Below are 11,994 nucleotides of genomic sequence, written 5' to 3' on the forward strand. Positions count from 1 at the left end.
GGTTTCCTCCTTGGGGTGTCTTCCCGGATCTCCCCGTCCGGGTCTGTCCCAAGGCTGTGCCGCGCAGTGATTCGCGGCAACGGGTGATCCTCGCCGCGGCGCAGAAGCTGTATCAGCGGTGGGACAGTCAGCCGTGGTTTTCGCTGATCCCAAGCCGGGCCATGCGGCGATACATCGTCGCCCGCCCGATCCCCAAAGCCCGCGCCGCAGCCGAGACATTGCCCTGTGCCCGCGCCAGGGCCCGCATGACGGCGGCGCGTTCGGCCCGGTCGAAGCCGGTCAGATCGTCCTGACGGCCCAGCAGATCGGCAGCGGGACGCGGGCGGATCGTGCCTTCGCGTTCCAGCCCCAGGACGCGCCGGGCGGCCCGCGTCGCGCCGATGGCCAGATCGTCCTTGTCCACCGCCAGCAGCACCGCCGCGTCCGAGTGATCGTCGGATGCCACCACGATCCGCGCGTCGGGAAAGCTGGAACGGAAGAACAGCGCCTCGATCCCGCGCGCCGTCTGCGCCACCTGCGCGCCGATCAGCCGATTGTAGCGTTCGGTCTGATCCGCCCGCGCGCTGCTGACATCCAGCGCCGCCAGCAGCCGTCCGTCTGGCCCCCAGATGGGGGCGTCCATGCAGGACATGCCGGTGTTGCGGGTGCGGAAATGTTCGTCGCGGTGGATGGTGACCTGCCGCCCTTCGGCCAGGCAGGTGCCGATGCCATTGGTGCCCTGCGCGGCCTCGGACCAATCGGCGCCGCGCCACAACCCCCATTCGCGGAACTGCGCCGCATCGCCTTCCGACACGCGCTGGTCAAGGACCACCCCATGCGCATCGGTCAGCAACACGTTGCAGCCCGACAGGCCGACCAGATTGTAAAGCTGGTCCAGCTGCGGTCCGGCGACGGTCAGAAAGGCCTCCATCGCCTGATGCCGGTGCTTCAGTTCGGATGCCGAAAGCCGTTCGGGACTGCGGTGATCGCCCGGGTCCAGCCCGTGCTTCATCAGCGACCTGCGCCAGGATGCGGCCAGCGCCGATGTTGCGCTGCGCGATTGCGATTGCTCGGCCACCAGATCGGCGTGGTTGCGTTGCATCATCTTCCCCCTCCCAAGGTAGGAGAAAGCATAGCAGATTTTGCGGGGTGCGATGCAGAACTTTGGTCGCACCCCGCAGGGATCAGCGCACGGGGCCTTCCGGCTTGATGATGCCATCCTTGGGCGCATCGCCGTCGTGACCCGCGGGTGTGCTGCCCAGGCTGCCCGAGGGCGCGGTCCGCGGCTGATAGGGCGGCAGGTCGTTGCCGTCGCGATACAGAAGCGATTGCCCCTTGTGGAACAGGTGCAGCGCATCGGGGTCGGCGGTCAGGCGCACCTTCTTGCCGTTCAGGCCGGGGTGGATGCCCGGCAGCTTGGCGATGATCGGCACGGTTTCGGCATTGGTCCCGAAATAGAGCAGCGTCACCTCGCCCAGTGCCTCGGTCAGATCGACGGTGCCCTCGAAGATCGCATCGCCATCGGCCTCGCGCATGTCCTCGGGGCGGACGCCCAGGTTCACCGGCATGTCCAGATCGCCTTCGCGCGTGGGGATGGCAACCTGCGCCTCAAGGCCGCCGTCCAGCGCGACGGTGGTGACAGGACCGACGGCCTTCACGCGCCCCGGCAGCAGGTTCATCGCCGGGCTGCCGATGAACTGGGCTACGAATTCATTGACCGGACGCTCATAGAGCTCCAGCGGAGCGCCGACCTGCGCGATGCCGCCGCCGGCCAGCACGACGATGCGGTCGGCCAAGGTCATCGCCTCGGTCTGGTCATGGGTCACATAGATCATCGTGCGGTCGGGCATGGATGCCTTCAGCTGCGCGATCTCGATGCGGGTGGCGACGCGCAGGGCGGCGTCCAGGTTCGACAGCGGCTCGTCGAACAGATAGACCTGCGGGTCGCGCACGATGGCACGGCCAATCGCCACCCGCTGACGCTGGCCGCCCGACAGTGCCTTGGGCAGGCGGTCCAGATAGGGCGTCAGCTGCAGCATCTTGCCCGCGCGGTCGGTGGCGGCCTTGATCTGATCCTTGGACTGACCCGCGATCTTCAGCGCGAAGGCCATGTTGTCGCGGACCGTCATATGCGGATAGAGCGCATAGGACTGGAACACCATCGCGATGCCGCGCTGGCTGGGGGGTATGTCGTTGACCACCTGCCCCGCGATCTGCAGCTCACCCCCGGTGATCTGCTCCAGCCCCGCGATCATCCGCAGCAACGTCGATTTCCCGCAACCCGAAGGGCCGACAAAGACGATGAACTCGCCGGACTTGATGTCCAGGTCGATGTTCTTCAGCACGCTGACATCGCCATAGGACTTGGCGAGGCTGGTCAATTTGAGGTCGGCCATTTCGGTTCTCTCTCCCTTATCCTTCGATGATCTGGACCTGCCACGGCATCAGCCCGGCGACCTCGTCTTCCGACAGGTTGGCGCGGATCAGCAGGGTCTGCTGGTCGTCGGCACGGCGGAAGGACAGGACGGGTCCCTCGGCCTTGATGTCGGTCATGGTGCCGCGGCGCAGGGCGCTGTGCTTGTTGCGCAGCCCGATGGCCCAACGGTAGTGGTGCAGCATGGATTGCGCATCGGCCTCTTGGCCCACGACGGTGCGCTGCAGATGCTGATGCGGCACAGGCAGCCAGGGCTGGCTGGTCGAGAAGCCGCCGTTGACGCCCATGTCCCAGACCATCGGGGTGCGGCAACCGTCGCGACCCTTGAACTCGGGCCAGAACTCGATGCCATAGGGGTCGCGCAGCTCCTCGAACTTCAGCTCGGCCTCGGGCAGGCCCAGTTCCTCGCCCTGATAGAGACAGACCGAACCGCGCAGGCACATCAGCACCGTGGCATATGCCTTGGCGGCCTGATCGCTCAGGTTCCAGCGGGTGATGTGGCGCACCACGTCATGGTTCGACATCGCCCAGCAGGGCCATGCGTTGGGCGCGGTGGCCAGAAGCCCCTCGAAGACATCCACCACGCGGCTGGCGGGCAGATCGTCGCCCGACAGGAAGTCGAAGACATAGGACATCTGCACGCGCCCCGGCACGCCGGTGTATTCCTCCAGCAGTTCCAGACCGCGTTCGCTGTCGCCGATCTCGCCCACCACGGACGCGCCATAGGGCACGATCGCCTGGTTCAACCGTTCCAGGAAGGCCAGGTTCTCGGGCTGGGACTTGCTGTAGCGGTGGCTCTGGTGGTTGTAGGGGTTCACCGCGGGCGCGGTATCGGCCTTGCGCAACTCGGGTGCCAGGGGCGGGTTGTCGCGCAGCTGGGCGTCGTGGAAATAGAAGTTGATCGTGTCCAGCCGGAAGCCGTCCACGCCCTTTTCCAGCCAGAAGTTCACCATGTCCAGCAGGGCGTCCTGAACCTCGGGGTTGTGAAAGTTCAGGTCAGGCTGCGAATTCAGGAAGTTGTGCAGATAGTATTGTTCGCGCCGCGCGTCCCACTGCCACGCGCTGCCGCCGAAGATCGACAGCCAGTTGTTGGGCGCGGTACCGTCGGGCTTGGGGTCGGACCAGACGTACCAGTCGGCCTTGGGGTTGTCGCGGCTGGCGCGGCTTTCCTTGAACCAGGGGTGCTGGTCCGAGGTATGCGACATCACCAGGTCGATCATCACCTTCAGGCCCAGTTCATGGGCCCGTTCGACCAGCCAGTCGAAGTCGTCCATCTTGCCGAAGATCGGATCGATGCCGCGATAATCGCTGACGTCATAGCCGAAGTCCCGCATCGGAGAGGTGAAGAAGGGCGACACCCAGACCGCGTCCACCCCAAGCGAGGCGACATAGGGCAATCGCTGCGCGATCCCCGTCAAATCCCCGATGCCGTCGCCGGTCGTATCCTGGAAACTGCGCGGATAGATCTGATAGATCACGCCGCCCTTCCACCAATCCGTTTTCATTTCAGTCAATTCAGCCACCTTTCACTGACCCGGCCAGCAATCCGCGGACCAGGTATTTCTGCATCGCGAAGAACACCACCAGGGGCACCGCGATGGAGATGAACGCAGAAGTCGCCAAGATCTCCCATTCACCTCCGCGCGATCCCATCAACTCGCGCAGCAGTCCGGTCATCACAAGCTGTTCGCGCGTATTGCCCAGAAAGACCGTGGCGACCAGCAGGTCGTTCCAGACCCAGAGGAACTGGAAGATCGCAAAGCTGGCCAACGCCGGGAAGGACAGCGGCAGGATGATCCGTCGGAAGATCTGGAACTCGGTCGCGCCATCGACGCGGGCGCTCTCGATCACCTCGCGCGGCAGGCCGACCATGTAGTTTCGCAGCAGATAGACCGCCAAGGGCAGGCCGAAGCCGGTATGGGCCAGCCAGATCCCCAGATAGCCCTTGCCGATGCCCAGATCGTTGTGCAGGCGCAACAGCGGGATCAGCGCCACCTGCAGCGGCACGACCAGCAGGCCCACGACGCAGGCGGTCAGCACCGCGCGGCCCGGAAACTGCATCCATGCCAGCGCATAGGCCGCGAAGGCCGCGATCAGGATCGGGATCACCGTCGCGGGGATCGTCACCGTCATCGTGTTCATGAAGGCCCGCCCCAGCCCGCCCGCCGTCATCACGCGGGCATAGTTGTCGGTGGTGAAGCTGGGAGGCGATTTCGTGGTGGTGAAGATCCGTTCGCCGCGGCGCATCTCAAAAGGTTGGGCCGAGGTCATCAGGTAGCTGCCGTCCTCAGCCACGGTCAGATTGACGCCGGGGTCGATCTCGACCGTGTCGCCCGGTGCGTTGGCATCGGGGGCGCGGGCGTTGGTGCCCCAGGACACCAGCTCCTGCGTGCCTTCCAGCGCACTGCCCTCGATCACGTACAGCCCGTCGCGCTGGATCTGGTCGTCGGTCGTGCCAGACCGCACGAAGCCGGTCTGCACCGAGCCCGAGAACGACTGCCACCACCCCGAGGTCGCGATCTGGTCGCGGTCGCGGAACGAGGATACGAACAGCCCCAAGGTCGGGATCGTCCACAACAGCACCAGCAGGAAGGCGGCAAGATTGACCGCCCATGCCAATGATGATTTCTGTCCGGCCATGCCTTCCATCAGCGTGCCTCCTTGCGCGCGTTCCAGATGTTCCAGACCATGATCGGCGTGACCAGGATCATCAGCACGATGGCGATGGCCGATCCGCGACCGTAGTCGGGCGTGCCGCGGAACATCCAGTCGTACATCAGGTTGGCCAGCACCTGCGTGCCCCATTGGCCGTTGGTCATGACGAAGACGATGTCGAAGACCTTCAGCACGACGATGGTGATGGTGGTCCAGACGACGGCGATGGTGCCCATGATCTGCGGCACCTTGATCTTGAAGAAGACCTGCAGGGGGGATGCGCCGTCCAGGACGGCCGCCTCGATGGTTTCCTCGGGGATGCCGCGCAGGGCGGCGGACAGGATCACCATGGCGAAGCCGGTCTGGATCCAGACCAGCACCATCATCAGGAAGAAGTTGTTCCAGCCGGGCAATGTCAGCCAGATCTGCGGCTCGCCCCCGAATTGGGTCACGATCCAGTTCAACAGGCCGATCTGCGTTTCCCCGGATGCGCGGTATTCATAGATGAACTTCCAGATGACGCCCGCGCCGACAAAGCTGATGGCCATGGGCATGAAGATCAGCGACTTGCCGATGTTGCCCCATTTGATCCGGTCGGTCAGCTGCGCGGCCAGCAGGCCGAACAGCGTCGACAGCGCCGGCACGACCAGCAGCCACAGCATGTTGTTCAGCATCGATTCGCGGAACTTGTCGTCGCCCACCAGCCAGACATAGTTGTCCACGCCCACAAATTGCGATCCGTCCGAGTTGAACAGCGACCGCCACAGGCTGTCGAAGACCGGATAGACCAGGTACATCCCCAGGAACAGGATGGCGGGGCCCAGGAACAGCCACGGCCTGATCTGACCGGCGCGGCGGATGTTGTCGCCCGCATTCTCGCCCTTGGCGGGATAGATCCGGTCCAGCAGCCAGTTCGACCCCCAGAACCACGCCACGCATCCGAACACCCCGATGGCGATCGTGCTGACGGCCAACCACAGCAGTTCCATGTCCTACCCCCTTGGTCGCGAAAGGCGCGGCAGATTCACCTGCCGCGCCGGTTTGTCATGTCCGTGATCAGTTCAGCGACGCCCAGGTGTCCTGGATGCGGTCCGCGACCTCTTGCGCCGAGGCCCCGCCCACGAAGTCGATCATCCCGGTCCAGAAAGCGCCTGCACCGATGGCACCCGGCATCAGGTCCGACCCGTCGAAGCGGAAGACCGTGGCGTCCAACAGGATCTGACCCATGCGCTTGAGCGTATCGTCGCCATAGGCATCAGGGTTCGCGCCGGTATAGGGCGTCAGGAAGCCCTTCTGCGCCATCCAGATCTCATGCGCGGCGGGGGTCTTCAGGAAGTCGACGAAGGCCATGGCGGCGGGGTTGTCCGACAGCACGGCGAACATCGTGCCGCCACCCAGGACCGGCTGGCCCAGATCACCCGAGGCGGGCGCGGGCATGTAGAAGAAGTCCGCATCCTCGCCCACGATGGTGCCTTCGGGGAAGAAGGTCGGGATGAAGCTGGCCTGACGATGCAGGTAGCAGGCGGGCGGGCTGTCGAACAGACCCGCCGGGCTTTCGCGGAAATCGGTCGAGCTGACGGCACCCACGCCACCCGCGACATAGTCGGGATTCTTGGCGAACCAGCCGAACTCCTCGATGGCCGCCACGACCTTGGGGTCGTTGAAGGGCATCTGGTTGGTGGTCCAAGCGTCGTAATCCTCGGGGGATGCGGTGCGCAGCATCAGATCCTCGACCCAATCGGTCGCGGGCCAGCCGGTCGCGCCACCCGAACCCAAGCCGATGCACCAGGGCGTCTCGCCTTCCTCGGCGATCTGTTCGGTCAGGGCCTTCAGGTCTTCATAGGTCTCGGGGATCTCGTATCCGGCATCCTCGAAGTTCTCGGGGACATACCAGACCAGCGATTTCACGTCGGCCTTGTAGGGGAAGGCGAAGAGCTGTTCGCTGCCATCCTGCCCGGCATAGGTGCCAAGCGCCGCCCAGCTGTCACCGGCAGCGTAATTGTCTTTCAGCCATTGCGCCGTTTCCTCGCCCAAGGGCTGCAGAAAGCCCTTGGCTGCCAGGTCCGAGGCAAGGCCCGGCTGCGGGAAGACCGCCATGTCGGGCGGGGACCCCGCCTCGCTGTCGATGACGATCTGCTGTTCGAAGCTGTCCGAGCCGGAATAATTCGCCCGCGCGCCCGTCGCCTCGTTGAAATATTCGATGACCGACTGGAACAGCTCCTGGTCGCCCCCAAGCCAGGGCCCCAAAATGTTGAAGCTTTCGCCTTCCAGATCGGGATGGGCAGCCTTGAATTCGTCCAGGCTGGCCCAGTTGATGCGGTCGTCGCTGCCCGGTTCGATCACCAGTTCAGCCTGCGCGATGCCGGCACCCAATGCGATGATGGCGGCGGTTGTCATCAATGTCGTCTTCAAGTCGTCCTCCCTGAACGCTGCGGACCCTGCCCGGGCCCCTTTGCCGTAAACATTCGACAGTTTCAACGATGCTGTCAAACGCTTCTCATTCCCATTCAAGTTCCTTGTAGGCGGCGGTGGCGTCGCGTGCGACCGTCATGTCGAAGGAGTTCCATGATGGAGCGAATGTTTCCAAGTCTTTGGCGATAAGCGGCACCGCCTCGGACATGGGAATCCCTTCGGCGATCCGGGCACGGGTGGCCTCTGCAAGCGCTTTCAAAAAATCTTGTTGGGGCCGGTGCGCCAGCGCCCAGTCCGCGGTCGGTTCGCCATGTCCCGGCACGATCAGGCGTGCCTGGCCCGCCGGTTCACCCTGCAACCATGAGAGCCATCCCGAAAGCGATCCGTCAACCACCGGCGTCAGGTCGCGGAAAACCAGATCGCCGGTGAAGAAGGTCCCCGTGGCGACATCCAGCGCCGTCAGGTCGTTGTCGGTATGCGCCGAGGGCCAGGCCCGCAGATCCACCCGTCGGTCGCCAAGGTCGATGCTGTCCGCATCGGTGACGCCCAGATCGGGCAGCGCAACCGCGGTTGCAATCCATTCGGCAGGCGGGAACAGGCGCTGGAGGTTTTCCAGATAGGTTCCGGCACGATATTGCAGCGCGTTCGCCATGGCGTGATGGGCGACGATGGTGGCCCCGGCCTCGGCCATCACCTGGGCGCCAAGCACGTGGTCGGGGTGCATATGGGTCAGGACAAGGTGGCTGATCGGCTTGTCGGTCATCCGTCGGATTGCGACATACATCGCCTGCCCCTGCGCCCGCGATACGCCCGCATCGATGACGGCGACGCTGTCCCGACCTTCGATCACGCCAAGGTTGGCAATGCGGCCATCGGGCGATTGTTCCATCTGGACGGGATCGCCCTGAAAGACATGGACGCCCGGGGCCAGTTCGGTCAGGGGCGCGGCGGCCAGATCGGCATTGTCGACGCATCGCGGCCCCTCGCCGCGCAGCTGCGGGCGGTCCTGAAGCCAGTCATCCGCGATTCGCCGCGCCTGCGACATGCAGGACTGCTGCGTCGCGGCATCGCCGGCGGGCAGCAGGACAGGCGCGCATTCCAAAGGTGCCACGGACAGGCAGACGTTCACGATCAGATGAAACATGGCGAAAAAACCCAGTAATTTCGCGATCCGCCCGCTTCGGACCTATCCTTAAGACTTTTGTCGGGTTGATTCATCCTGCCCCTGATCTACATTTGAATCCAGTCGCCTTCGATGTGGCGGTCCCTGACATGAAGGAGGATATTCATATGGCCTGGAAGAAACCGACGCTGACGGAAATCGCCTGCGGCATGGAAATCAACATGTATGCACCGGCCGAGGACGAACCCGTCCTGTTCTAAGCCTTGCCAAGCTGGCAAGGTGACGGCCCCGTCCGATTCCGTCGGACGGGGCCTTTTTCATCAAGCGGGGTCTGATGCGGATCATCATCTTGGGGGCGGCGGCCGGTGGCGGATTGCCCCAGTGGAATTGCGGATGCGACAATTGCAATGCGGCGCGGGCGGGAAGGATCCCCTCGCTGACCCAAAGCTCGGTCGCGGTCAGCGCGAACGGGCGGGACTGGGCGATCCTGAACGCCTCGCCCGACATCCGCGTGCAGCTGGCGGCGACCCCTGCGCTGTGGCCGACCGGCCCGCGCGATATGCCGCTGCGGTCGGTTCTGGTCACGAACGGCGATATCGACCATGTGGCAGGGCTGCTGACGCTGCGCGAAAGTCAGCCCTATGACCTGTTCGCGACGCAGGCGATCCATGATGCCTTGGCCGCGAACCCGATGATCGGCGCCCTGCGTGCCGATCTGGTGCCGCGCCGGACCGTGGCGCTGGACCAGACCATCGATTTGGCGCCCGGCCTGACCGCGACGCTGTTTGCCGTGCCGGGCAAGGTGCCGCTCTATCAGGAACAGGGCGAGGTTCAGACCGGCCTGATGGGTGAAACCACCGTCGGTGTCGAGCTAAAGGCGGGGGACAAGCGGGCCTTCTATATCCCCGGCTGTGCCGACATGCCCGACTGGCTGAAGGCCCGGATCGAGGGCGCCGATGCGCTGCTGTTCGACGGCACCCTGTGGGAGGATGACGAGATGATCCGTATGGGTCTGGGCGTCAAGACCGGTCGCCGGATGGGCCATATGGCCGTCACCGACACGATGCCTGCGCTGGATGGCGTGACCATCGGGCAGCGGGTCTTCGTGCATATGAACAACTCGAACCCGCTGACCGATCCGGACAGCGCGCAGACGGCGCAGGCCCGCGCGCAGGGATGGCAGGTCGGCCGCGACGGAATGGAGATCGTGCCGTGAAGGACATTCAGGACCAACCGCAATCGCGCGAAGACTTCGAAGCCCGGCTGCGCGCCATCGGGGCCGAAAGATACCACGACCGCCACCCCTTCCACGCCCGCCTGCATGGGGGCGACTGCACCCCGGACGAGGTTCGGGCCTGGGTCATCAACCGCTGGATGTATCAGTCGCGCATTCCCATGAAGGACGCCGCCTTCATGAGCCGTGTCGAGGATCCGGACCTGCGCCGCGCCTGGCGCAAGCGGATCGAGGATCACGACGGCGGCACCACCGAGGGCGGCGGCATCCGGCGCTGGCTGGCCTTGGCGCAGGCTGTGGGTCTTGACCCGGATTATGTGGCATCGGGTGTGGGCATCATGCCCGCGACGCGCTTTGCAGTGGACGCCTATGTCCGCTTCGTGCGTGACATGCCGCTGCTGGATGCCGTCGCCGCCAGCCTGACCGAGCTTTTCGCCCCCAAGATCCACGCCCAACGCATCGAGGGACTGCTGGCCCATTACGATTTCGCCGATGACAGCAGCCTGTCCTATTTCCGCAAGCGCCTGACCGAGGCACCGGACGATGTAGCCTTCGGACTGGATTATGTGCTGACCCATGCCGACACCCGCGAAAAGCAGGATGCGGCGGCGGCAGCGCTGGTCTTCAAGACCGATGTGCTCTGGGCGCAGCTGGACGCGCTGTGGAACGGCTATGTCATGGGCAACACGCCGCCGGGTGCGTGGCAACCGGGCGAAGGGATGCTGTCATGACCCCGCTGATCACCCCGCAGGACATTCCCTATCTGCCGCGCGGCGTCCGCCTGCAGGACGACCGCATCCGCGGCATTCGCGTGCTGCAGGCCCCTGAACGTGCCATGCAGCTTGACCAGATCGGCGATGCCATCCTGGCCGAGCTGGACGGCGCGCGCAGCCTGGACCAGATCACCCGCGACCTTGCCGCCCGCTATGACGCCCCCGTCGAGGAGATCGCCGGCGACGTGCGCGATTTCCTGACCGGGCTGATCGAAAGGCGCATGGTCTTCCTGCGGGACATCACATGAAGGATCTGCCCGCACAGCCACGCGACCTTGACGGCAACACGGTCACGCCCGGCCTGCCCATGGCCATGCTGGCCGAGATCACGCATCGCTGCCCGCTGGCCTGCCCCTATTGCTCGAACCCGGTCGAGCTGATCCGCGCCAAGTCGGAAATCTGCGCCGATGACTGGGGCCGCGTGTTCCGCCAAGCGGCCGAGATGGGCGTGCTGCAGGTCCATATCTCGGGCGGGGAACCGGGGGCGCGGCGCGATCTGGCTCAGATCGTGGCGCATGCGCGCGCCGCGGGGCTATATGTGAACCTGATCACCTCCGGCATCGGCATCACCCGGGACCGACTGCTGGAACTGGATGCGGCGGGGGTCGATCACGTCCAGCTGTCGCTGCAGGGCATCCGCCCCGACATGGCCGACCGCATCAGTGGCCATACGGGGTCCTGGGACAAGAAGATGGGCTTTGCCGATTGGGTGACCGAGATCGGCTTTCCGCTGACCATCAACGCCGTCGTCCACCGCCAGAACATGGACCGCCTGCCCGACATGCTGGAACTGGCCGAACGCCTCGGCGCCCGCCGGATCGAGGTGGCGACCGTCCAGTTCCACGGTTGGGCCGATCTGAACCGCAAGGCCCTGATGCCGACCCGCGAACAGGCCGCCATGGCCCGCAAGATCGTCAACGAGGGTCGTGACCGTTTGCGCGGGCGGATGGTCATCGACTACGTTCCCGCCGATCACCACTCGGTCTATCCCAAGGCCTGCATGGGGGGCTGGGGCTCGCTTGGGCTGAACGTCGGACCGGATGGCACGGTGCTGCCCTGCCACGCCGCGCAGTCGATCACATGGATGCAGTTCGAGAACGTGCAGGACCGCAGCCTGTCCGACATCTGGCACCTGTCCGACAGCTTCAACGCCTTCCGTGGCACGGAATGGATGCCCGAGCCCTGCGCCAGCTGCGAACGGAAAACCGTGGATTTCGGCGGCTGTCGGTGTCAGGCTATGGCCTTGGCAGGTGACGCAAGGGCAACCGACCCGGTCTGTTCCAAGTCACCGCTTCATGCGCAGATCGTCGCGCGGGCCGAGGAGGATGCGGCCGCCGACACGACGGAATTCGTCTATCGGCGCATGTCAAAGGGAGGATAGGAG

Annotated in this window: 12 protein-coding genes; 5 read left to right on the top strand and 7 right to left on the bottom strand. The window is 64.9% G+C overall.

All coding sequences use genetic code 11. The features are described from left to right. Positions 1-127 precede the first annotated feature (127 nt). From DDE75_RS02065 to DDE75_RS02095, 7 genes are all read right to left on the bottom strand, one after another. Entirely contained in the window at positions 128-1,084 is a 957-nt protein-coding gene (locus tag DDE75_RS02065; RefSeq protein WP_170310908.1) for a GAF domain-containing protein, read from the bottom strand. Between the two features lie 79 nt (positions 1,085-1,163). Further along, positions 1,164-2,375, bottom strand: a complete 1,212-nt coding sequence (locus tag DDE75_RS02070; protein ID WP_108500709.1) for an ABC transporter ATP-binding protein — start codon at positions 2,373-2,375, stop codon at positions 1,164-1,166. 16 nt (positions 2,376-2,391) lie between these two features. Continuing rightward, positions 2,392-3,918: an alpha-amylase family glycosyl hydrolase gene (locus tag DDE75_RS02075; RefSeq protein WP_108500710.1), complete on the bottom strand. Its 1,527-nt coding sequence runs from the start codon at positions 3,916-3,918 to the stop codon at positions 2,392-2,394. A 10-nt stretch (positions 3,919-3,928) separates the two neighbouring features. Further along, positions 3,929-5,062 carry a carbohydrate ABC transporter permease gene (locus DDE75_RS02080; protein ID WP_108500711.1) on the bottom strand — a complete coding sequence of 378 codons (1,134 nt, stop codon included), beginning with the start codon at positions 5,060-5,062 and terminating at the stop codon, positions 3,929-3,931. Beyond that, positions 5,062-6,057, bottom strand: coding sequence for a carbohydrate ABC transporter permease (locus DDE75_RS02085; RefSeq protein WP_108500712.1), 996 nt, complete (start codon positions 6,055-6,057; stop codon positions 5,062-5,064). Before DDE75_RS02085 ends, DDE75_RS02080 begins: the two co-directional genes overlap by 1 nt. A 67-nt stretch (positions 6,058-6,124) precedes the next feature. Further along, positions 6,125-7,480 (bottom strand): ABC transporter substrate-binding protein, encoded by a 1,356-nt coding sequence (locus DDE75_RS02090; protein WP_108500713.1) that lies wholly within the window; start codon positions 7,478-7,480, stop codon positions 6,125-6,127. Between the two features lie 85 nt (positions 7,481-7,565). Beyond that, positions 7,566-8,624, bottom strand: a complete 1,059-nt coding sequence (locus DDE75_RS02095) for a quinoprotein relay system zinc metallohydrolase 2 (RefSeq protein ID WP_108500714.1) — start codon at positions 8,622-8,624, stop codon at positions 7,566-7,568. A gap of 146 nt (positions 8,625-8,770) precedes the next feature. Between DDE75_RS02095 and pqqA the strand changes: the two genes are divergently transcribed. The 5 genes from pqqA to pqqE all read left to right on the top strand — a co-directional run bounded on the left by pqqA (position 8,771) and on the right by pqqE (position 11,991). Continuing rightward, positions 8,771-8,863 (top strand): pyrroloquinoline quinone precursor peptide PqqA, encoded by a 93-nt coding sequence (pqqA, locus tag DDE75_RS02100; protein WP_072296681.1) that lies wholly within the window; start codon positions 8,771-8,773, stop codon positions 8,861-8,863. A 74-nt stretch (positions 8,864-8,937) separates the two neighbouring features. Further along, positions 8,938-9,819, top strand: coding sequence for a pyrroloquinoline quinone biosynthesis protein PqqB (pqqB, locus tag DDE75_RS02105; protein ID WP_108500715.1), 882 nt, complete (start codon positions 8,938-8,940; stop codon positions 9,817-9,819). After that, positions 9,816-10,568 carry a pyrroloquinoline-quinone synthase PqqC gene (gene pqqC, locus DDE75_RS02110; RefSeq protein ID WP_245894582.1) on the top strand — a complete coding sequence of 251 codons (753 nt, stop codon included), beginning with the start codon at positions 9,816-9,818 and terminating at the stop codon, positions 10,566-10,568. Before pqqB ends, pqqC begins: the two co-directional genes overlap by 4 nt. Continuing rightward, a complete protein-coding gene (pqqD, locus tag DDE75_RS02115) occupies positions 10,565-10,858 on the top strand; it encodes a pyrroloquinoline quinone biosynthesis peptide chaperone PqqD (protein WP_108500717.1) in 294 nt (97 codons plus the stop codon). Before pqqC ends, pqqD begins: the two co-directional genes overlap by 4 nt. Next, positions 10,855-11,991: a pyrroloquinoline quinone biosynthesis protein PqqE gene (pqqE, locus tag DDE75_RS02120; RefSeq protein ID WP_108500718.1), complete on the top strand. Its 1,137-nt coding sequence runs from the start codon at positions 10,855-10,857 to the stop codon at positions 11,989-11,991. Before pqqD ends, pqqE begins: the two co-directional genes overlap by 4 nt. Positions 11,992-11,994: the final 3 nt, after the last annotated feature.

The sequence above is a fragment of the Paracoccus indicus genome (genome assembly GCF_003056335.1).
Classification (GTDB): Bacteria; Pseudomonadota; Alphaproteobacteria; order Rhodobacterales; family Rhodobacteraceae; genus Paracoccus; species Paracoccus indicus.